13 protein-coding genes are annotated in these 23,091 nt (G+C 72.8%); 9 read left to right on the plus strand and 4 right to left on the minus strand.

Going from position 1 to position 23,091, the window contains the following annotated elements; translation table 11 throughout:
- The 5 genes from EAO76_RS16980 to EAO76_RS17000 form a co-directional block, all read left to right on the plus strand.
- Window positions 1–3,055, plus strand: a 3,055-nt coding sequence (locus tag EAO76_RS16980) for a type I polyketide synthase (protein WP_148836807.1), incomplete at its 5' end; no start/stop codon positions are given.
- A gap of 154 nt (window positions 3,056–3,209) precedes the next feature.
- Entirely contained in the window at window positions 3,210–4,037 is an 828-nt protein-coding gene (locus tag EAO76_RS16985; RefSeq protein ID WP_148836808.1) for a hypothetical protein, read from the plus strand.
- A 67-nt stretch (window positions 4,038–4,104) separates the two neighbouring features.
- Window positions 4,105–7,344 carry a non-ribosomal peptide synthetase gene (locus tag EAO76_RS16990; RefSeq protein WP_148836809.1) on the plus strand — a complete coding sequence of 1,080 codons (3,240 nt, stop codon included), beginning with the start codon at window positions 4,105–4,107 and terminating at the stop codon, window positions 7,342–7,344.
- Window positions 7,341–10,580, plus strand: coding sequence for a type I polyketide synthase (locus EAO76_RS16995; RefSeq protein ID WP_262375544.1), 3,240 nt, complete (start codon window positions 7,341–7,343; stop codon window positions 10,578–10,580). The genes EAO76_RS16990 and EAO76_RS16995 overlap by 4 nt, the downstream gene beginning before the upstream one ends.
- 11 nt (window positions 10,581–10,591) lie before the next feature.
- Complete coding sequence (locus tag EAO76_RS17000) at window positions 10,592–14,548, plus strand: type I polyketide synthase (RefSeq protein ID WP_187438670.1); 3,957 nt, start codon at window positions 10,592–10,594, stop codon at window positions 14,546–14,548.
- Between the two features lie 305 nt (window positions 14,549–14,853).
- On the opposite strand, the gene EAO76_RS17005 is transcribed toward EAO76_RS17000, so the two are convergent.
- Both EAO76_RS17005 and EAO76_RS17010 read right to left on the minus strand, forming a co-directional pair.
- The gene (locus tag EAO76_RS17005; protein WP_148836811.1) at window positions 14,854–15,549 is read right to left on the minus strand and encodes a response regulator transcription factor; all 696 of its coding nucleotides are present in this window, start codon (window positions 15,547–15,549) and stop codon (window positions 14,854–14,856) included.
- Entirely contained in the window at window positions 15,521–16,759 is a 1,239-nt protein-coding gene (locus EAO76_RS17010; RefSeq protein WP_262375545.1) for a sensor histidine kinase, read from the minus strand. The genes EAO76_RS17005 and EAO76_RS17010 overlap by 29 nt, the downstream gene beginning before the upstream one ends.
- Window positions 16,760–17,061: 302 nt before the next feature.
- Here EAO76_RS17010 and EAO76_RS17015 point away from each other — a divergent pair, with 302 nt between their 5' ends.
- Both EAO76_RS17015 and EAO76_RS17020 read left to right on the plus strand, forming a co-directional pair.
- Window positions 17,062–18,123, plus strand: a complete 1,062-nt coding sequence (locus EAO76_RS17015) for an ATP-binding protein (protein WP_148836812.1) — start codon at window positions 17,062–17,064, stop codon at window positions 18,121–18,123.
- A 62-nt stretch (window positions 18,124–18,185) separates the two neighbouring features.
- Window positions 18,186–19,919, plus strand: coding sequence for a DUF2201 family putative metallopeptidase (locus EAO76_RS17020; protein ID WP_148836839.1), 1,734 nt, complete (start codon window positions 18,186–18,188; stop codon window positions 19,917–19,919).
- Here EAO76_RS17020 and EAO76_RS17025 read toward each other — a convergent pair.
- Together EAO76_RS17025 and EAO76_RS17030 are read right to left on the minus strand one after the other, a co-directional pair.
- Window positions 19,885–21,159 (minus strand): MFS transporter, encoded by a 1,275-nt coding sequence (locus EAO76_RS17025; protein WP_222872177.1) that lies wholly within the window; start codon window positions 21,157–21,159, stop codon window positions 19,885–19,887. The genes EAO76_RS17020 and EAO76_RS17025 overlap by 35 nt on opposite strands.
- 93 nt (window positions 21,160–21,252) lie before the next feature.
- Window positions 21,253–21,870, minus strand: a complete 618-nt coding sequence (locus tag EAO76_RS17030) for a TetR/AcrR family transcriptional regulator (protein WP_262375546.1) — start codon at window positions 21,868–21,870, stop codon at window positions 21,253–21,255.
- Between the two features lie 65 nt (window positions 21,871–21,935).
- Here EAO76_RS17030 and EAO76_RS17035 point away from each other — a divergent pair, with 65 nt between their 5' ends.
- Window positions 21,936–22,376 (plus strand): DUF6463 family protein, encoded by a 441-nt coding sequence (locus EAO76_RS17035; protein WP_148836813.1) that lies wholly within the window; start codon window positions 21,936–21,938, stop codon window positions 22,374–22,376.
- Window positions 22,377–22,451: 75 nt separating this feature from the next.
- Complete coding sequence (locus EAO76_RS17040; protein WP_148836814.1) at window positions 22,452–22,913, plus strand: SUKH-4 family immunity protein; 462 nt, start codon at window positions 22,452–22,454, stop codon at window positions 22,911–22,913.
- The last annotated feature ends 178 nt before the right edge of the window (window positions 22,914–23,091 follow it).

Consider the following 23,091-nt stretch of genomic DNA (forward strand, 5'->3'; position numbering starts at 1 on the left):
GACGTATGCCTTCCAGCGCGGTCGTTACTGGCTGGAGTCGGTGGGTGTGGTGGGTGGGGATGTTTCGGCTGCGGGGTTGGTCGCGGCCGGGCATGCGTTGCTGGGTGCGGTGGTGGATCTGGCGGGTGCGGACGGTGTGGTGCTCTCGGGGCGGTTGTCCCTGCAGACCCATCCGTGGCTCGCGGACCACGCGGTCGCCGGGACGGTCCTGCTGCCCGGCACCGCCTTCGTCGACCTCGCCCTCCACGCGGCCGGCACCGTCGGGGCGGCCCGTGTCGACGGACTCGTCCTGCACGCACCGCTGGCGCTTTCCGAGAAGGGCGCCGTGCACCTCCAGGTCACCGTCGAGGCCCCCGATGCCGCAGGTCACCGTGGGATCGCCGTCCACGCCCGCCCCGAGCGGGCCGACGCGTCCGTCGTGTCCGGCGACACGGGCGGCGGAGCCGAATGGACCCTGCACGCGACCGGCACCCTCAGTCCCGACGCACCCCTCCTCGGAACCACCTCCGGAGCCCCCCTCGGAACCACCCCCGAAGCGCTCACCGCCTGGCCCCCGGCCGGGGCGGAACCCGTCGACCTCACCGACGCGTACGACCGGCTCGCCGCCCACGGCTACCAGTACGGTGCCGCCTTCCAGGGCATGACGGCCCTGTGGCGGGACGGCGAACGGCTCTACGCGGAAGTCGAGTTGGCCCAGGACACGGACACCTCGGGACACGTGCTGCACCCGGCTCTCCTCGATGCCGCCCTGCACCCCCTCGTCGTCTCGGCGCTCGACCCCGGTTCGGCGGAAGGGCCGCGGCTGCGCATCCCGTACTCGTGGGACGGCGTGTCCGTACCGGCCGCCGCGCCCTCACGGCTGCGGGTCGCGCTGACCCCCGGCGGCGAGGACACGGTGCGGCTCCTCCTCGCCGACTCCGACGGCGTCCCCCTGGCCGCGGTCGAGACCCTCACCGTCCGCGAGATCGACCCGGCCAGGATCGCGGCACTGCGTACGGACCGGCTCCCCCTGCATGAGATCCGGTGGAACACGACCGAACTCCCCGCCGCCGAAGGCACGTTCGCGGAGAACGCCGTCTGGGTCGGCGCCGACCGTTCGGGACGGCGCACCGCGCTGGGCATCACCGAAGAGCCCTACCCGGACATCGCCGCCCTCGGCGAGGCCGTGGCCGCGGGCCGCCCCGTGCCCCGTACCGTACTGGTGAGCCCGGCGGACGACCCCGACGAGGCGCGGCCCGCCACCGCGACGTACGAATCCGACGGGGCGCGGCCCGCTGCCGCGACGTACGACCCCGCTGCCGTGACGTACCGGACGCTGGAACTCGTACAGTCCCTGCTGGCCGAGGACCGGTTGGCGGAGAGCACCCTCGTCGTCCTCACCGGCGGCGGGGAACTCGCGCCCGGTGAGAAGCCCGACGACGGGGGCGACCTCCTGCGGGTGGCGCCGCTCCGGGGCCTGCTGCGCGTGGTGTGCTCCGAGAACCCCGGCCGGGTGGTCGCCGTCGACACGGACGACGACGCGGCATCGGTCCGGGCGCTGCCCGCCGCGCTCCTTGCCGGTGAGCCGGAACTGCTGCTGCGCCGCGGTACCGCCCACATCCCGAGGCTGGCCGTCGTCCGTGCGGACGACGAACCCCGGCCGGCCGGGATCTCGCCCGACGGCACGGTCCTCGTCACCGGGGGCACCGGGGCACTGGGCGGCCTCGTCGCCCGGCACCTGGTCGCCGAGCACGGCGTACGCCACCTGCTGCTGACCGGACGCCGAGGCCCCGATGCCCCGGGCGCGGCCGAACTCGCCGCGGAACTCACCGAGCTCGGTGCCGCCGTCACCCTCACCGCCTGCGACACCGCCGACCGGGACGCCCTCGCCCGCCTCATCGACACCGTCCCCGCCGACCGCCCGCTCACCGCCGTCATCCACGCCGCGGGCGTCCTCGACGACGGCGTCGTGCAGTCCCTGGACCGGGACCGCTTCGACACGGTGTGGCGGCCCAAGGCCGACGGCGCCCGGTACCTGCACGAGCTCACCGGGCACCTGGACCTGGACGCGTTCGTCCTGTTCTCCTCCCTCGCGGGCCAGGCGGGCAACGCGGGACAGGCCAACTACGCGGCGGCCAACACCTTCCTCGACGCCCTCGCCCATCACCGGCACGCACAGGGCCTCCCGGCCACCTCCATCGCCTGGGGCCTGTGGGGCGAGACCGACAACACGGGCGGCACCGGCAAGGCGAACGGCATCGACAACACGGGCGGCACCGGCCTGGCCACCCGGCTGGACGAGACGGCCCTGGCCCGCGCCGGTCACGGTGGACTGCTGCCCCTGGCGGCCGCCGACGGCCTCGCGCTCCTCGACGCCGCACTCGCGACGGGCAGGCCCCTGCTGGTCGCGGCGCGTTTCGACGCCACGGCGCTGCGCGCCCGCGCCGAGGAGGGCGTCCTCGCCCCCCGGCTGCGCGGCCTGGTGCGCACGACCGCGCGGCGCGCCGCCGCCCCGAACCGGGACGCGCTGACCGACCGGCTGAGGGGACTCGACCGGCCCCAGCAGGAGAACCTCGTACGGGACCTGGTCCGCACCACGGTCGCCGCCGTGCTCGGCCACCCGGACACCTCCCGCGTCGAGGACGACCTCGCGTTCAAGTCGGCGGGCTTCGACTCCCTCACCGCCGGCGAACTGCGCAACCGGCTCTGCGCGGCCACCGGCCTCGCCCTGCCGGTGACGCTCGCCTTCGACCACCCCACACCGGCCGCGCTCGTCGCGTACCTGCTCCGCAGGCTCGAACCGGCCGCGGCGCAGCCACCCGTACTCGCCGAACTGGACCGGCTGGAAACCGCGTTGGCGGCCCTGGCCGACGACGAGGAGCTGCGCCGCACCGTCGCGGGACGGATGGAGAGCCTGCTCGCCGCGTGCGCGGCGCCGGTGGCGGCACCGGCACGGGGGACGGCAGGGGGCGCCGGGGACGACACCTCGCACCTCGGCACCTCCGGCATCGAATCCGCCTCCGCCACCGACCTCTTCGACCTGATCGACAAGGAGTTCGGCGGCCTGTCCCACTGAACGTGCCTGTCCTCCTGACCTCGCCCGTTCCGCCGACCCCGCCTGTTCCGCCGCCGCTGCCCGTCCCACTGATTCCGCCCGTCCCACCGATCCAGCCCGTCCCACTGATTCCGCCCGTCTCGCAGGACCGGACACCTCGACAGAACGGAAGACCATGAACACGTTCACCACCTGGAAAGAGCTCAGCAAGGGCGACGACGACGAGGTCGTTCTGGCCGTGGACTTCGACGCCACCGGTCGTCACGAGGCCCGCTTCAGCGACTTCGTGAAGCTCATGGACCCCGGCCACACGGTGCTGGAGACGCTGCCGCAGGCCGTCGCCTCCAGCCCCGACACGCCCGCCGGGGCCTACATAAAGCAGTGGGCCGACGAGATCGCGGCGAGCGGCAAGCGGGTCAGGGCGATCCTCGCGTTCTGCGCCGGGGCGACGTACGCCGCCGCCATGGCCGAGGAGATCGAGAAGATGCAGGGCACCTTCCCGCAGACCATTCTCTTCGACCCGGAGCGGGCCGCCTCCGCCCCCATGTACTGGCAGTTCCACAAGGCGGTCGGCCAGATGGAGGCGGTCCTCGGCGCGGCCGAGGTGGGACGCGTCCAGGACGCCGCGCAGCGCGCCACCGAGGAGTGCGAGAGCCTCACCGACCTGGCCCGCAGGCTGCTGCTCCTCTACCACTCCCTCGCCACCACGGCCTGCGAGAAGCTCGGCCTGGACGAGCGCCGCCGCGCCGAGATGACCGAGACCGCGGGCGGCTTCCTCTCCTACCTGTCGACCGCCGAGCAGATCGATCCCACGGCGGTCTGGAAGAAGTGCACGGCCATCACCTCCAACACCCCGACCAGCGGCCTCAACGGCTTCCGGACCCTCAACCCCGGCCACGACGCCGACCTGGTGGCCGAGGAGATCCACTTCGACGTGCCGCACGTGGAGATCCTCTCGACGCCCGACATCGCCCGGACCGTCTCGGGCCTCCTCGCCGGCTGAGCGGGCCCGCCGGACGTACGCGACGGACACGAGCCCACCCCTCCCCAGGCCACAGAAGGAAACCGGAATGACCATCACCACGACGCACACTCAAGCGAACGGTCCGGCCCCCGCGGTCCTGACCGCGGCCTCCCGCAAGGAACAGGCGCTGTGGCTGCTGGAGAAACTCGTCCCGTCCGGCGCCGTCAACAACCTGTCCGTCGTGTTCTCCACCGACGAACCGCTGGGGGAGTGGGAACTCCAGGAGACCCTCGACGCCCTGCTCGCCCGGCACGAAACACTGCGCACGGTGTTCCACGGGGCCGACGGCGCACTCGTCAAGCAGACCGTGCCCGCCGACCGGTTCACCGTTCCCGTGGACACCCGGCCGATGAGCAAGGACGACGCACGGGCCGCGGTGGCCGAACTCGTCGCCACGCCCTTCGCCTTCGACGGCCGGCCCCTGGTACGGGCCGGTCACTTCCAGGGCCCCGACGGCGACGTGTTCTGCCTGGTGATCCACCACATCGTCTTCGACACCGTGTCGGCCGGGATCCTCCTCACGGAACTGACCGGCATCTACGAGGCGGTCGCCGCGGGCATCGACATACCCGAGGAACTGCGTGAACCGCGGCCCGCGCTCAACTCCTCGCCCTACTCGCAGGAAAGCCTCACCTACTGGCGCGACCACCTGCGGGACTTCGACCCCTCCGCGCTCGGCCTGGACTGCGGCACGGACGACCTGCCCGATCCGACGCTCATCGGCGATTCCGTCCTGCACACCCTGTCCGACGACGCCCGGGACGCGGTCCGCCGCCTCCAGCAGGAACTGCGCGCCCCCGAGGCGGTCGTCCTGCTCGCCGCCTACTACCTGCTGCTCGCCCGGCACGGCGCCGGCCCCGACCTCGTCGTCGGCTCACCCGCCAACATCCGCCCCGCCGACGCCCCCGACGCCATCGGGTACCACGTCAACACCCTGCCGCTGCGGGCCCGGGTGAACCTCGACACCGGCTTCCGGGACCTGGCGGCCCAGGCGCGCGAGGCGTTCTTCGGGGCGATCACCCACGCCGACGTACCTGTGGACGTCCTCCTCCCCGAGATCCGCCACACCGGCAGCACCTGGCGCAACACCCTCTTCCGGCACCTGTTCAACTACGTGCCGAACGCGGGCCCGCCGACCTTCGACATCGACGGCACCACCGCCACCCGGCTCCTCGTCGAGAACGGGTACAGCAAGTTCGACCTGGAGTTCTTCTTCCTGGCCTCGCCCGAGGAGATCACGATCCGCGGCGTCTTCTACACCGCCGTCCTCAGCCGGTCCGACACCGAGTTCCTGCTGGAACGGTACGACGCCCTCCTCGTCGACCTCGGCCGGAACCCGGACCGGCCGATGGGTGAGCTGTCCGCCCTCGGCCCCCGTGACCGCGCGATCATCGACGCGGCCAACGACACCGCAGTGGAGGTCACGCCCCCCACCCTCGTCGAGGCGATCGCCGGCACCGTCGCGCACGCCCCGCACGCCGTCGCCTTCGAGGACGGCGAACGCACGTTCACCTACGCCCAGTTGTGGCGCACCGCGCTCGCCAACCGCGACCGGCTGCGCGAGGCGGGCACCCGCCCCGGCGACGTCGTGGCCCTGGGCGGCCGGCGCAGCCCCGAACTGGCCGCCGCCGTACTGGGCACCTGGCTGACCGGCGCCGCCTACCTGCCCCTCGACCCCGACCACCCCGCCCAGCGCACCGCGTACCTCCTGGAGGACTCGGGCGCCGGGATCGTTCTCGCCGCCCCGGACTTCGACCACACCCCCCGGGACGGAGTCCGGGTACGTCCCATGGCGGCCGTCGCCGACCTCGGGAACGGCTCCGCAGGCACCGGCCCCGCAGGCATCGGCCCCGCAGGCACCGGTCTCCCGGACACCGGTCTCCCGGACACCGGTCTCCCGGACACCGGCCTCATGGGTGACGAACTCGCCGTGACCGCCGAGCCCGGCGACACGGCCTACCTGATCTACACCTCGGGCTCGACGGGCAAGCCCAAGGGCACGATCATCACCCACCGCGGCCTGGCCAACGCCATCACCCACTTCCGGCACGAGATCGGCGCCACCGCCGACGACGTGATGCTGTGGCTGACCACCTTCACCTTCGACATCTCCGGCCTGGAACTGTTCGTGCCGCTCATCTCCGGAGGCCGCATCGCGGTGGCACCGGACACGGCACGCAGGGACGGGCAGGTCCTCCTCGACGTGCTCGAACGCCACCGCGTCGGCATCATCCAGGCCACCCCCACCACCTGGAACCTCATCGTCGACAAGGCGGGCCACCGGCTCGACGGACTGTGCGGCCTCACCGGCGGCGAACCCATGCCGCCGGCCCTCGCCCGGCAGATCACCGCAGCCGGCTGCCGCCTGATCAACATGTACGGCCCCACCGAGACGTCGATCTACTCCACCTGCGGAACCATCCCGCCAGGAGCCATCACCGTCGACATCGGCACCCCCATGGACAACACCCAGCTCTTCGTCACCGACGCCGAAGGCCGGGAACGACCCGTGGGCGTGCGCGGCGAACTGTGCATCGCGGGCAGCGGCGTCGCCCTCGGCTACCACAACAGGCCCGAACTGACCATGGACCGCTTCGGCAGCCACCTGAAACTGGGCCCCTTCTACCGCACCGGCGACCTGGCCTGCTGGCGGCCGGACGGCACCGTCGAACTCCAGGGCCGCATCGACCGGCAGGTGAAGCTGCGGGGCAACCGCATCGAACTGGGCGAGGTCGAGGCCGTACTGCTCGAACACCCGCAGGTCCAGGGCGTCGCCGTCGTCGTCGACGACGAGGCGGGCGGCGGACCGCTCCTGGTCGCCTTCGTGCAGTGCGGCACGGACATACCGGCCGACGGCCTCGCGGACCGGCTCTGGGCACACGCCCGGGCCACCCTGCCCGGCTCGTCCGTACCGCAGGAGTTCATCGTCGTCGACTCCTTCCCCGCCACAGTCAGCCACAAGACCGACTACCTGGAGCTCAAGCGCATGGCACGGCAGCACCGCGCCGCACGCTCGGCCGCCGCCGGCACCACCGCCCACGAGGGCGACGCCCTCGTCGCCGACCTGGTCGCCCTGTGGCAGGAACTGCTCGACCGGAGCGACGTCGACGGCGACACCAACTTCTTCGCCCACGGGGGCCACTCGCTCCTGGGGGCCCAGCTCGTCCAACGCGTCGAGGAAACCGTCGGCACCCCCCTGGCCATGGCCGATCTGTACGCCGACCCGACACCCGCCCGGCTCGCCGCCCGCATCCGCAGGGCGCGAGGAGAGGAACGGACCCCGTGACGAGCGAAAACACCGGAGAAGAGGCCAGGCTTCTCGACTACCTCAAGCGGATGACCATCGATCTGCGCGAGGCACGCCGACGCGTCCAGGAACTGGAGGACGCGTCGCACGAACCGATCGCCATCGTCGGCATGGGCTGCTCCTACCCCGGAGGGGTCCGCTCGCCCGAGGACCTCTGGGACCTCGTCGCGGCCGGCACCGACGCCATCGGGGACTTCCCCACCGACCGGGGCTGGGACCTCGACGCCCTGTACGACCCCGACCCCGACACACCGGGCACCTGCTACACCCGCAGGGGCGGATTCCTGCCCGACGCCGCCTCCTTCGACGCCGGACTGTTCGGCATCACCCCCAAGGAGGCCCTCACCGTCGACCCCCAGCAGCGGCTCCTGCTCGAACACAGCTGGGAAGCGGTCGAACGTGCCGGCATCGACCCGCGGACCCTGCGCGGCAGCCGCACCGGCGTCTTCGTCGGCGTCATGTACAACGACTACGGCTCCCGGCTGCGCCCCGTCCCCGACGGCTTCGAGGGCTACATCGGCAGCGGCAGCGCGGCCGGCGTCGCCTCCGGCCGGATCTCGTACTGCCTCGGACTCCAGGGCCCCGCCCTCACGATCGACACCGCCTGCTCGTCGTCACTGGTGTCCCTGCACCTGGCCTGCCAGGCCCTGCGCCGCGGCGAGTGCACCGCCGCACTGGCCGGTGGCGTCACCGTCATGGCCACCCCCACCGTGTTCACCGAGTTCGCCCGGCAGCGCGGCCTCAGCCCCGACGGGCGCTGCCGGTCGTTCTCCGGCGACGCCGACGGCACGGGCTGGGCCGAGGGCGTCGGCGTCCTCTACCTGGAACGCCTCGGCGACGCGCTGCGCGCCCACCGTCCCGTACTCGCCGTCATCCGCGGCAGCGCCGTCAACCAGGACGGCGCCAGCAACGGCCTGACCGCCCCCAACGGACCGTCCCAGGAACGGGTCATCCGCGACGCACTGGCCGACGCCCGCCTCACCGCCCCGGACATCGACGCCGTGGAGGCCCACGGCACCGGCACCACCCTCGGCGACCCCATCGAGGGCCAGGCCATCCAGGCGGTGTACGGAACCGGCCGCGCCCCCGGAAAGCCACTGCTGCTGGGCTCGTTGAAGTCCAACATCGGGCACAGCCAGGCCGCCGCCGGTGTCGGAGGCGTCATCAAGACGGTGATGGCGCTGCGCAACGGCGTCCTCCCCAGGACCCTGCACGTCGAGAACCCGACCCCGCACATCGACTGGACCGACGGCACCGTACGACTGCTGCGGGAACCCGCCGACTGGCCGCGCACCCGGCGCCCCCGCCGCGCGGGCGTCTCCTCCTTCGGCATCAGCGGCACCAACGCCCACGTCATCGTCGAAGAGGCCCCGGCCGAGACCCTGACCGAGGCCCCGGCCGAAGCCCTGGAGGGGAACTCCGGCTCGCTTCCCGATGCCGCACTTTCCGATACCGTGCTTCCCGATGCGACGCTTTCCGGTGCCGCGGGCGGTGCGCCCATCGTCGCGTGGCCCGTCCACGCCCGTACGCCCAAGGCACTGCGCGAACAGGGAAAACGGCTCGGCACCCACCTGAGGCGCCACCACGGATCGGCCCACCACGAAGCGGCCCCCGCCGACGTCGCCCACGCCCTGGCCACCGGCCGCACTCCCTTCGAGCACCGGGCCGTTCTCATCGGTGCGGGCCGGGACGAACTGCTCGAAACCCTGGACAGGCTGGCCCGCGGCTCCGGCGCACCGCGCCTCGTGCGCGGCACCCCCGACCCCCTGTCCAAGGCCCCCTGCGCGGTGCTGTTCTCCGGCCAGGGATCGCAGCGCCCCCGCATGGGCCTGGACCTCCACCGCCGTTTCCCGGTCTTCGCCGAAGCACTCGACGACGCGTGCGCGGCGCTGGACCCCCACCTCGAAACACCTCTGCGCGACGTGCTGTTCGCCGACGCCCAGGACACCGCCGGGGCACCGGGACGGAGCCCGCTCGACCGCACCGCCTGCACCCAGGCCGGAATCTTCGCCGTCGGGGTCGCCCAGTACCGGCTCCTCGAACGCTTCGGCATCACACCGGAGTTCGTCGCCGGACACTCCATCGGCGAACTCGTCGCCGCACACGTCGCCGGCGTCTGGACACTGGAGGACGCGGCACGCCTCGTGGCGGCCAGGGGACGGCTGATGCAGGAACTCCCCGAAGGCGGGGCGATGCTGGCGGTGCAGGCCGCCGCAGCCGAGATCGAACCCCAACTGGTGGGACGCGAACACGAGATCGCCCTCGCCGCGGAGAACGGCCCCACCTCGGTGGTGATCTCCGGCGACCCCGAGGCCGTCCGCGAGATCGGCGAGTTCTGGCACGGGCGCGGCCGGCGCACGAAGCGGCTGAAGGTCAGCCATGCCTTCCACTCGCCGCACATGGACGGCATGCTCGACACCTTCCACACGGTCGCCAAGGAACTGACCTACCACCGGCCGCACCTGCGGATCATGTCCCACCTCACCGGGGAGACGGCCACCGACGACCTGCTCACCCCCGAGTACTGGGTACGCCACGTGCGCGAGCCGGTCCGCTTCGCCGCGGGCGTCCGCCGACTCGCGGAACACGGCGTCGGCACCTTCATCGAGGCCGGACCCGACAGCGTCCTGACCCCGATGGTCACCGAATGCCTCGCCGGGGCGAAGGGCGAGGCGATCCCCCTGTCCCGGCGCGACCAGGACGAACCCACCGCGTTCCTGACCGCCATGGCCGGGATCCATGTGCGCGGCGGCACCGTCGACTGGTCCGCACAGTGCGACGGCATGGCGGTGCGCCCGGCCGAACTGCCCACCTACCCCTTCCAGCGCCGCCGCTACTGGCTCGACGAGGTGGCCCCGGCCGCGCCGCGGCCCACCCGCGCGCCGACCGCCGCGACGGACCCGCGCGGCGAGGACGAGGAACTCACGGAAACCCCGGCTGCGCGCCTTGCCGCGGCCGCCCCCGAGGACCGGCAACCGCTGATCCTCACCGCCGTGCTGGAGGCCGCCGCGGAAGTCATGGGACTCGACGCGGCGGACGGCATCGACCCCCGGGTCCCGCTGCTCGAACTGGGATTCACCTCCCTCATGGCGGTCGACCTGCGCAACAAGGTGATGGCGGCGACCGGAGTCGACCTGCCGGCCACGGTCGCCTACGACCACCCGACCTTCGAAGCGATAACGAGCCATGTGCACTCGCTCATGAACACGGAATGAGGCTGCCTTTCATGTCGAACCAGTCGTACGGGGACAACGCCATCGCCGTGGTCGGTATGTCGTGCCGCCTGCCGGGAGGAGTGGACGGCCCCGAGTCGTTCTGGAACCTGCTCGTCCAGGGCACGGACGCGATCGGTGAGGTACCGGCCGACCGCTGGGACGTGGCGGCGTTCCATGACGTGGACCCGTCGGCGGCCGGGAGGACGGTGGCGCGGCGTGCCGGATTCCTGGATCGGGTCGACGGGTTCGACGCGCGTTTCTTCGGGATCTCGCCGCGCGAGGCGACGGCGATGGACCCGCAGCAACGACTGGTGCTCGAACTGGCCTGGGAGGCGCTGGAGAACGCCGGGGCGGTACCCGGCCGACTGCGGGGCAGCCGGGCCGGTGTGTTCGTGGGAGCGATGGCCGACGATTACGCGATGCTGTCGCGGCGTGCCGGCATGGAGGGGATCGGGGCGTTCACCTCGACGGGTCTGGCCCGGAGTGTGATCGCCAACCGGGTGTCGTATCTGCTGGGCCTGACGGGTCCCTCGCTGGTGGTGGACTCGGGCCAGTCGTCCTCCCTGGTGGCGATCCACCAGGCATGCCAGGCGCTGGCCCGCGGCGAGGTGACCTGGGCACTGGCGGGTGGTGTGAACCTGATCCTTGTGCCGGAGTCGTCGGTGGTGGTGTCGAAGTTCGGTGGGCTTTCGCCGGACGGTCGGGCGTATGTGTTCGACGAGCGGGCGAATGGTTATGTGCGGGGTGAGGGCGGCGGCCTCGTCGTGCTGAAGCGGCTGGTGGACGCGGTCGCGGACGGGGACGACGTGGTGTGTGTGATCGCGGGCGGCGCGGTCACCAACGACGGCGGCGGAGAAGGGCTGACCGCACCGAGCGCCGACGGCCAGGAAGAGGTCCTGCGACTGGCGTACGAGCAGGCCGGCGTGTCCCCGGCTGATGTGGATTACGTGGAGTTGCACGGTACGGGTACCCGGGTGGGTGATCCGGTGGAGGCGGCTGCGCTGGGTCGTGTGCTGGGGCGGGCGGAGGGTCGTTCCGGTGTGTTGCGGGTGGGGTCGGCGAAGACGAATGTGGGGCATCTGGAGGGTGCTGCGGGGGTTGTCGGTCTGGTCAAGGCGGCGTTGGCGGTGCGGTACCGGCGGTTGCCGGCGAGTCTGAACTTCGTTTCGCCGAATCCGGGGATCGATCTGGAGGGGCTGAATCTGCGGGTGCAGACGGAGCTGGGGGAGTGGCCGGACAACGACGACGGTGGTGGTCGTGGTGGTCGGGTGCCGGTGGTGGGGGTGTCGTCGTTCGGGATGGGCGGTACGAACTGCCATCTGGTGCTGACGGCCGCGCCCGGGGCGGCGGAGGCATCCCCGGAGCCGAAGCCGGTGCCGGTGCCGGTGCCGGTGTCCCTGGAGCCGTTTTCGGGGCCGGTGTCGGGTGTGGTGCCGTGGGTGTTGTCGGCCAGGTCGGCGGGTGCGTTGCGGGAGCAGGCGGAGAATCTTGCCGGGTTTGTCACGGGGCGGCCGGAGAGTGAATCCGTGGATGTGGGGTTCTCGCTGGCCACGGCGCGCACGGTGTTCGAGCACCGGGCGGTGGTCCTGGGCGGTGACCGTGACGAGCTGCTGACCGGGCTGCGGGCCCTGGCCGAGGGCAGGTCTGCCGGGGACGTGGTGCGYGGGAAGGCGGCCGGGGCTGGTGGTGTGGCCCTGCTGTTCTCCGGTCAGGGCAGCCAGCGCACCGGGATGGGGCGCGAGCTCTATGAGACGTATCCGGTGTTCGCGGAGGCGTTCGACGCGGCGTGTGTCTTCCTGGACCGGGAGCTGGCTCCGGAGCTTCGTGTGGGCTCGGTCCGGTCGTTGCGGGATGTGGTGTTCGCGGAGCCGGGCGGTGAGGCCGCGAYGRTGCTGGACGAGACGGTGTTCACGCAGGCCGGTCTGTTCGCGGTGGAGTCGGCCCTGTTCGCCCTGGTGTCCTGGCTGGGGGTGCGTCCGGATGCGGTGATGGGGCACTCGGTGGGCGAGATCACGGCGGCCTGGGCGGCGGGGGTGTTCTCCCTGGAGGACGCCTGTGTCCTGGTCGCGGCGCGCGGTGGGCTGATGCAGGCGGCCCGTTCGGGTGGTGCGATGGTCGCGATCGCCGCCCCCGAGAGCGAGGTCACCGAGCACCTGGCCGCGTATGAGGGGCGGGTGTCGGTGGCGGCGGTCAACGGGCCCGCCGCCGTGGTGGTCTCCGGCGACACCGACGCCGTGACCGAGATCGCCGACCACTTCCGCGAACAGGACACCCGCACCAAGCGCCTGACCGTCTCCCACGCCTTTCATTCCTCGCACATGGACACGGCCGCCGAAGCGTTCGAGCAGGCCCTGGCCGGGGTCGTCTTCCACGAACCGTCCCTGGCCGTGGTCTCGAACATCACCGGCGAGACGGCCGGTGAGGGGGAGCTGACCACCCCCGCCTACTGGGCACGGCACATCCGGGCGGCGGTCCGTTTCCACGACGGCATCACCACCCTCCGTACCCGTGGCATCACCACCTACCTGGAGCTGGGCCCGGACCCGGTCCTGACCTCCATGGTCCGTGACACCCTTGACGCCCTGGATGGTCAGGGCGCCGCCGTGGCGGCGGCGTGTGTGCTCCAGAAGGGGAAGGACGAGACCCGGACGATGCCGCGTGCTCTGGCCGTGGCGTTTGCCTCCGGTGCCGAGACCGACTGGGCCCCGCTGCTGGGCGCCGGTCGGCGGATCGCCCTGCCGACCTATGCCTTCCAGCGCAAGCGGTACTGGATCGACGTCCCCGACCTCACAGCCCCGACCACCGGCACCGGCACCGGCACCGTCACCGACGCCCCGACCGACGCCGAGTCCGTGGAATCCGAGGAGGACGGCGAGAGCTGGGTCGGACAGCTGCGTGGGCTGACCGACGGGCAGCGCATCACGCTGATCGCCGACCTGATCCGCCGTCACACCGCCGAGATCCTGGAGTACGACACCGAGGACGAGGTCGATCGGGCGCTCCCGTTCAAGGAGTTGGGCTACAACTCGCTGACGTCGGTGGAGCTGCGCAGCCGGCTGGCCGCCGACCTCGGCATCGCCCTGCCGTCCTCCCTCGTCTACGACCACCCCACCCCCGAGGTGCTGGCCGGTCACATCGTGGCGGCGCTGCTCGGGACCGCCGGCCCGGCCGACCTTCCCACGGCTGCGACCGCCGCCCACGACGAGCCCCTGGCCGTCGTGGGCATGGCCTGCCGCTACCCGGGCGGCGTGACCTCGCCGGAGGACCTGTGGCAGCTGGTCGCCTCCGGCATCGACGCCATCGGCCCGCTGCCCGACGGCCGGGGCTGGGACCTCGACGCGCTCTACGACCCCGAGCGCGGCACCCCCGACACGACGTACACCCGGCACGGCGGTTTCGTGTACGACGCCGACACCTTCGACGCCGAGTTCTTCGGGATCAGCCCGCGCGAGGCCCAGGCGATGGACCCCCAGCAGCGGCTGCTGCTGGAAACGGCCTGGGAATCCCTTGAGACCGCAGGCATCGTTCCCCGCACCCTCAAGGGCAGCCGTACGGGTGTGTTCGTCGGGGCGATGACCCAGGAGTACGGGCCCCGCCTCCACGAACCCGCGAAGGACGCCGGAGGCTATCTCCTGACGGGGACGACGGCGAGTGTGGCGTCGGGTCGGGTTGCTTATGCGTTGGGTCTTGAGGGTCCGGCGGTGACGGTGGACACGGCGTGTTCGGCGTCGTTGGTGGCGTTGCATCTGGCGGCGCAGTCGTTGCGCAGTGGTGAGTGCGGGCTTGCTCTTGCGGGTGGGGCGACGGTGATGGCGTCGCCGGGGATGTTCGTGGAGTTCTCGCGTCAGCAGGGGTTGTCGGGGGACGGGCGGTGCAGGGCGTTCTCGTCGGATGCGGACGGGACGGCGTGGGGCGAGGGTGTCGGGGGCGGTGGGCGGGTTGCGTCGTCAGGTGGGTTCCCATCGTGACCGCCTCCTCGGCTGCGGGGGACGTGCGGGCGTGGTCGTCGGCCGGTCGTGCACCGGTCGTGCTGCGCTGCGTGGTCGCGGTGAGCATGGGGCGGGTCCTTCCTGTGCTGCGGGGCCGGTCGCGGGGCGCCGTGCCGGTGGGGCGGGGCCTTACGGGTCCATGTGCGGCGCCGTTCCTCCCACCGGGCGCTTTCGGGGGTTCGACATCAGTTTTCCCCGGCACGGCCCCTCGCACGTCGTCCCTCCGCAGCGTTTTCCGGCTACCACGGCTGCGGTATCCGCTCCCGCCCCCTGCGACCCGGCGGCTACACGGGGGTCCGCGACGGCCCCGGCTCGGCCGCCGGGCTGACCAGGCCGCACTGGTAGGCGATGACGACGAGCTGGGCCCGGTCGCGGGCCGCCAGCTTGGTCATGGCCCGGTTGACGTGGGTCTTGGCGGTCAGCGGGCTGACGACCAGCCGCTCCGCGATCTCGTCGTTCGACAGTCCGAGCGCCACCAGCCCCACCACGTCGTGTTCCCTCGGCGTCAGGCACTCCAGCCGCTCGTGCACGCCCGCCGGGCACGGTTCCGGCTGCGAGAGGAAGCGTTCGATCAGCACCCGGGTCGCCGACGGGGACAGCAGTGCCTCACCGGCCGCGACGGTGCGTACCGCGTCCAGGAGCTCATCGGGCCGGGCCCCCTTGCCCAGGAATCCGCTCGCCCCGGCGCGCAGGGCCTCGGCGACGTGCTCGTCGTCCTCGAAGGTGGTCAGGACGAGCACCCTCACCCCGGCGAGGTCCCCGGACTCGCTGATGTGCCGGGTGGCGTCCAGACCGTCCATCCCCGGCATCCGGATGTCCATCAGGACCACGTCGGGGTGCTGCTCGCGGGCCAGTTCCAGCGCTTCGCGCCCGTCGGCCGCCTCCCCCACCGTCTCCATGTCGTCCGTGGAGTCGAACAGCATCCTGAAGGTGCCCCGCAGCAGGGCCTGGTCATCGGCAAGCAGTACGCGGATCGTCATGCCCGTCCCTCCTCGGTGGTTCGCCCATGGCCAGGCCGGGGCGCAGGGGCAGTTCGGCCGTCACGGTGAAGCCGCCCTCCGGACGTGCTCCCGCGTACAGCCGGCCGCCGACCGTGGAGGCCCTTTCGCGCATCCCGATCAGCCCGTGCCCCGTCCCGGGTCGGGCGTGCCGTCCGCCGCGTCCGTCGTCCTCGACGGTGATCGTCAGCCGTTCGGGGTGGTAGTGCAGGAACAGCCGGGCGTGGTCGGCCCCGGCGTGCTTGTGCACGTTGGTCAGGGCCTCCTGCACGATGCGGTACGCGGCCAGGTCGATGGCCGGGGCCAGTGGTTCCGCGGTGCCCAGCCGGGTGTGGCTCACGGACAGACCGGCGTACTCGAACGAGGCCAGGAGCTCCGGCACCCGGGCGAGGCCCGGCATCGGATCGCGCGGCGCCACCGGATCGCCGGACTGCCGCAGCAGCCCCACGGTCACCCGTAATTCGTCCAGGGCCGAGCGGCTGGTGTCCCGGATGTCCTCCAGCGCGGCCAGGATCCGTTCCGGGTGCCGTTCCACCAGGTGGGCGGCGACCCCGGCCTGGGCGTTGATCAGGGCGATGTGGTGGGCGACGATGTCGTGCAGTTCGCGGGCGATCCGTACCCGTTCGGCCGCCACCCGCTGCTGTGCCTCCTGCTCGCGCGTCCGCTCCGCGTGTTCCGCCCGTTCCTCCACCGCCGCGACGTAGGCGCGGCGCGAGCGCACGCCGTCCCCGACGGCCGCCGGCAGGGCGGTCCACGCCAGCATCGCCGCGTTGTCGGGGGCCAGCCACGAGTGGGGGTCGCAGAGCACGGCCGCGCCCACCAGGACGGCGGCCGAGACCGACGCCGCGGTCCAGGTGACGCGCCGGTCGGTGAGCACGCCGACGGTGTAGACCGACACCAGGACGGAGTTGATAACCAGTGGGCTCTCGCGGAAGCCGAGCACCTGGAAGGCCACTCCGCAGCCGACCGCGACGGCAAGTACGCCGACCGGGTGACGGTACCGCCACAGCAGTGCCGAGCAGCCCACTCCCGCGAGCACGACGGCGGACCAGCGCAGGGAGAAATGGCGCTCGTGCGGGACGATGGACGCGGCCACGACCGACAGCACGAACAGCACCGTCACGCCCAGCACGTCCAGCGCGCCGTTGCGGCCCCGGTCCCGTCGCCGCCATCCGCTGATCACCACCGCCATGCCACCACCGTAGGGTCGGCGGCCGGGCCGGGCATCGCGTCAAAGGACCGGCCGGCCCGCGTCCGGCGGCCCCGCGCCGCCCGCCCGCCCCACGGACCCGCCCGGTACGCGCGAACGGCGATCCGGGCCCGTTCGGGCGGCGGTTCGGGCCGTTCGGGTGCCGGGGCGGCCGCCCGGCGTACCGCCGGAACGCGGGTGGGACGGTTATTCGGATGCGTCGTCCGGCTCGCGGCGCCCACACTGTGCGAGTACGTCGAACGGTCCGGACGCACCGGGCCATGCCCGCCCCGGGAGTGTTCAGTTTGCAGGCAGCCGTCACCGTCACGCCCGCCCGTGTCCCCGAACTGCTGCTCGGCCTCGCCACCGTGCGCCCCGTCTTCCTGTGGGGTGCTCCCGGAATCGGCAAGTCGTCGCTGGTCCGGAACTTCGCCGAGTCGCTGGGACTCGAATGCGTCAGTCTGCTCGGTACGCAGCTGGCGCCCGAGGACCTCATCGGGGTGCCGCAGATCCGTGACGGCAGGTCCGTGTTCTGCCCGCCCGAGGCCATCGCGAGAGACGAGCCGTACTGCCTCTTCCTCGACGAACTGAACGCCGCGACGCCCGATGTGCAGAAGGCGTTCTACTCCCTGATCCTCGACCGGCGCATCGGTTCGTACGAGCTTCCGGCCGGGTCGATCGTCATCGGCGCCGGGAACCGCGCGACCGACAACGCGCTGGCCCGGCCGATCGCCTCCGCGCTGGTGAACCGCCTCACCCATGTCCATCTGCGCGCCTCCGCCACGGACTGGCTCGTGTGGGCGGGTGAGAACGGCATCCACCCGTGGGTCGTCGACCACCTCACCGACCGGCCCGACCACCTCTGGTCGCAGCCGCCCAAGACCGAGGAGCCGTTCTCCACCCCGCGTTCCTGGCACATGCTCTCCGACGCCCTGCACTCCTTCGGGCCGACGCTGGACGAGGAGACGCTCAAGGTCGTCGCGCACGGCACGCTCACTCCGGCGCACGCCGTCGCGTTCTGCGGCTACGTCAAGATCGTGCGGCACGCCCACGGCATCGACGCGATCATCAAGGGCGACGCGTCCTGGCCCCGCCGGATCGAGGACCGCGACCTGCTCTACTACCTGGCCGACGCGTTCCGGGGCCGGCTGGTCAAGGAGCTGCCCGCCGCCAAGGAGCAGATCTCGCCCGTGCTGCGGCAGACGGCCCACCGGGCCAAGTCGCTGCTCGTCCAGCTCGCCGAGATCTCCGTCGAGGTCGCCCAGACCGTGATCCGGGACGACGAGGACGGACAGCCCGTGCTGCCCGCCTGGTTCCTCGTCGAGGCCGCCCGCGACATGCCGCGCCTGGTCGAGGCCCGCCGGTGAGCCGTGCGTCGCACGGGAAGAAGGCCCGCAACGACGCGGCGACCGAGGCGTTCCTCGCCGGCATGGCCATCGTCCGGCGCAACCCGGCCCTCGCCTCGCTGGAGGCCGACGTCTGCCGCAGCCGCGACTGCGACCTGGGTCCGCGCCACGGCCTGACCCGCGTCGACTCCAACGGCAGGATCCATGCCCACCCCGACCGCCGTGCCGAGCCGGCCGAGTGGGCCTGGGCCGTCGCCCACAGCGTCGTCCATCTCGGCTTCGGTCACGTCCCCGCGGACAAGAAGCTCCGCCCGCAGCCCGACCGGTTCGACCTCGCCGCCCGCTGCGTCGTCGTCAACCGCTTCCTGCTCACCTTTCCCGTCGGCCGCACCCCCGACCACCTGCCGGACTCCTATCCCGACGGCGACGAGGAACAGATCGCCGCCCGGTGGCGCCGCGACGGCATTCCCGCCGCGTACGAGCACTGCGGTACAGGAGGGGACTCGTCCGACCAGGTCCTCGTGCCGTGGTCGCGATGGCACACCGAGCCGGACTGGCAGCTCGCCTTCGCCCACGCCCTGACCCGCACCATGTCCGCCGCCATGGACGTCGCGGGCGGCCGGCGCGACACGCTCACCGGCGAACGGCTGCCCGCGCGGCCCTGGGACCGGGCGTTCAGCTGGTTCATCTCCTCCTATCCGCTGCTCGGCGGCATCGCGGCGGGCATGAAGGTCGTCGCCGACGCCGAACTCGCCCGTGCCCACGGCATCGCGGTCGCCGCCGTGGACGCCTCGCTCGGGGAGATCTACGTCAACCCGCTGCGCCGGTACGACGACGAGGAATGGCGGTTCGTCCTCGCGCACGAGATGCTGCACGCCGCCCTGCGCCACGGCGACCGGTGCGGGGGCCGCGACCCGTATCTCTTCAACGTCGCCGCCGATTACGTGATCAACGGCTGGCTCGTCGAGATGGACGTCGGCACCATGCCCGAAGGTCTGCTGCACGACCCGGAGTTGAGGGGGCTGTCGACGGAGGAGGTGTACGACCGGATCGTCACCGACACGCGCCGCATGCGGCGGTTGGCGACCTTGCGGGGCAAGGGGGTCGGCGACGTCCTCGGCGAACCGCTCGACGGCTCCTGCCGCGACTGGGTCGATCTCGACGAGTTCTACCGGCGGGGCCTGTCCCAGGGGCTCGATCTGCACTCCGCCGGCGAACGGGGGCTGCTGCCCGCCGGACTCGTCCAGGAGATCCGGGCGCTGACCCATCCCCCGGTGCCGTGGGACGCCAGGCTGGCCCGCTGGTTCGACGAGTTCGTCCCCCGGCCGGAACCCGTGCGCAGCTACGCGCGGCCCGCCCGCCGGCAGGCGTCCACTCCCGACATCCCGCGGGCCGGGCGGTACTTCCCTCCCGAGGAGGTCGCCCGCTGCACCTTCGGCGTCGTCCTGGACACCTCCGGCTCCATGAACGCGCGCCTGCTCGGCAAGGCGCTCGGTGCCATCGCCTCCTACGCCGAGGCCCGCGACGTCCCGGCCGCCCGGGTGGTGTTCTGCGACGCCGCAGCGTACGACGCGGGTTATCTCCCGCCGTCGGAGATCGCCGGCCGGGTCCGGGTCCGCGGACGCGGCGGAACCGTCCTCCAGCCGGGGATCGACCTGCTGCGGCGCGCGGAGGACTTCCCGCCGACGGCGCCCGTCCTCATCATCACGGACGGCGCCTGCGACGTGCTCCGCGTCCGTACCGAACACGCCTATCTCGTCCCCGAGGGCGCCCCGCTCCCCTTCACTCCCCGGGGCCCGGTGTTCCGCCTGCGCTAGAACGCGTTCCGGTCCGGCCGGTGCCGGTACGGCGGCGGGGGATCGCCCAGGCGATGCCCACGAGCGCGGTGACCAGGGCGAGGACGGCGTACGCGACCGTGTAGGAGGAGGCGGCGGCGACCGCGCCGGCCGCGAGGGCGCCGAGCCCCGTACCCGCGTCGAAGCCGACGTTCCACGCCGTGCCGACGGCCGGTCGCTCCTCCTCCCCCGCGGCGGCGAAGGCGTGCACGAGGGTCAGGTTCTGCAGGCCGCCGTACGCGACGCCCACGACGAGCATGCCGCCGATCAGCAGGGTCCTGCCGGTCGGGCCGGGGCCGTCGGCCACCCCCGCGCCGATGGCGGCGAGTCCGGCGGCGCCGAGGAGGAGGAGCGGTGGGATCGCCGGGGCGGCGCCCCTGCGGTCCGCGAAGCCCCCGAAGGCCCAACGGCACAGCGCCGAGGTCCCGGTGAACACCAGGAGCGCCAGGTACACCGTGGTCGGGTCGGGGTCCAGGCCCGGTGTGAACGTGAGCACGGCGCCGCCGGCCGAGGTGATCGCGAGCAGCGCGGCGATCGGCCCGGTCAGGGCGCGGCGGAGTGCGGCGGTGTCGCGCCGCCCGGCGGACCGGACGGAGTCTTCGGCGGGCCGGTCGAAGGCGCGCAGGGCGCGGGCCACGGGCGGGGCGAGCGGGATCGCGAGCAGGGGGACGGCGGCGAGCGTGAACACCGGCCAGTACCCGGCCCGTTCGGCGAGCCAGGGGGCGACGGGGACGAGCAGGAACTGCGGGGCGGCGATCGCCAGTCCGTAGGCCCCGATCGCGCGGCCGCGGCGCGCGGGCTCGACGAGCACGGCGACTCCCATGGCTCCGCAGACGGTGATGATCCCGAAGCCGAGGCCGCGCACCGCCGCGAGCGCCGTCACCGCCCACACGTCGTCGGTGAGGAGGTGCACCGGCGCGGGGGCCCCGAGCAGGCACGCCCCGAGCATGAGCGTCCGGCGCCAGCCGAGGCGTCCGAGCGTTCTCCCCACGAGCAGTTGGGCGATCACCGTGCAGAGCATCATCACGGCGTTGACCGCGCCCGCGCCCAGTTCGTCGGCGCCGCCGTCGAGCACCCGGAGCGGAGCGACCGGCATCAGCAGGGCGACGCCCGCGAAACCGAGCGCGGTCGAACCGAGCAGGGCCGGCATGCCCGGCGCCCGCCAGACCGACGGGGCGCCGTCGGCGCGGCCTCGCGCATCGTTGGTCCGTCCATCCAGCATTCGGCAGATGGTATACCAGGACGTCGGTGCGGTACGGCCCCGTCGGGACGTGGCCGGGCGGACCCGGCACCGACCCGCCGGGCCGGCACCGGATCAGCCGCCGGACGCGTCCGGGGAGTCGGACGGCGACCGGGTTGCGGCGAGGGCTGCCGCGACCATCGGTCCCAGCCGCTCGGGCAGCCCGTCCGGCGGGGCGTGCTGGAGGTACAGCAGGGCGAAGACCGGGCCGGTCGCCAGGGCGTGGACGATCGAGGCGTCCGGGCGGGACGGCGGGGGCGGCAGTTCGCCCCGGGCGACCGCGCGGTCGAGCAGGCTCTCGACGTCGACGAGTTCACGGCTGACGAACCGCTCCCGGAAGCGGGCTCCCAGGTCGCTGTCGGGCCCCAGGTCCGCCAGGAGACCGAGCACCGCGGCGGAGGCCGCGGGACTGGTCAGATGGCCGACGATCTCCCGGACGAGCGCCGTGAGGTCCCCGGCGAGGCTCCCCGTGTCGGGCCGGACCGGCAGCTCCGGTCCGTAGATCGCCGCGGCGAACACCATCTCCTGCTTGCTCGCGTGGCGCCGGTAGATCGCCGCCTTGCCGATCCCCGCCCGCACGGCCACCGCGTCCATCGTCAGCCCGGCGTAGCCGTCCCGGGCGAGGAGCTCGCGCGTGGCGTCGAGGATCGCCGCGTCCACCCGCGCGTCCCGTGGTCGTCCCGTGGTTGCCATGACCGTCATATTACGGTAACCCTAGTTCCGGAACTGATGGTTTCGAAAACTCTGCGGGGGTCGTCATGAGGAACACAGCCGTGCGCGCGGGACGCGTCCTGACCTTTCTGGGCGCCCTGCACCTCCTCGCCCTCGGTGCGCAGAACACCGGGCATCTGGGGGCCTGGTTCGGCGGTGATCTGTGGGGCCTGCCGCGCGAGGAGTTCGTCGAGCCGAGCGGCGCGGCCGGCGCGTTCTGGATCTCGCTCGGAAGCTTCGCCGTACCGCTGCTGCTGCTCGGCCTGCTCATCTCGCACCTCGGCCGGCAGGGCGTGCGCGTACCGCCGGCCATCGGCTGGGGCCTGGCCGCGTGGAGCGTCGTCGGCGCCGTCGTCGTCGAGCCGACGCCGATGGTCCTGGTCCTGCTCCCCGCCGTGCTGCTGATCCGGCAGAGGGAGCCGAAGGCACCGGTCGCCGACGGTCGCGCGGGCGCCGACGGCGCCCCGGCCCGGTCGCCCCGTTCCTGAAGCGCCCGTCGGCGCCGGGCCCGCGGAGGTTCGCCGGGCGGGCCGGGTGTCGGTGGCACGGGCTAGGTTCTCGGCATGAACGACACCGAACTCGCCTCGCTCCTGGCCGGATGCACCCGCTTTCCCCACCCCGGCGCCTGGCAGGAACCTCCTTTCGCGGAACGCACGGTCGACGGTGCGCGGTACGCCCTGGTCGCGGTCGATCCGGGAGCGGGCGCGCTCGGCCTGCGCCGCGACGACGGGTCGCTGTGGAGCTTGCCCGAGGGCGCCGATCCCCACCTGGTGAACTCCGGGGCGGCGGCGTTCGTCGCCTTCAACCGCGCCTACGAGGAGGCCGCCGACGAGGCCGCCGCGTACGGGGGACCCGGCGAGGAGGTCGACGACGACGAGGCCGTGGACCTGGCCGAGGAGGCCGCCGACGCGCTCACCGACGCGCTGCTGGAACGGTTCGAGGCGCTCGACGCCGACGCCGTCGCCGACGAGAACTCCTTCTGGTGCGTCGCCGCCGAGGAACTGGGCTACGGCATGAGCGTGTGACCGCGCGGAGCCCGCGGCACCGGAACGGACCCGGGCACGTCCTCGCGACGGCCGCCGGGTAGCGTCCTTCGGGTGAGCGCCCCTCTCGTCGGCGGGGGTTGCGCAAAGGCGCCGGGGCCGATGAGCGCGACGGCGGGGCGGGCCCGCACCGGACGGCCCCGCCCTCACCGACGGACGG

The organism is Streptomyces sp. sk2.1, from assembly GCF_008120935.1.
Lineage (GTDB): Bacteria > Actinomycetota > Actinomycetes > Streptomycetales > Streptomycetaceae > Streptomyces.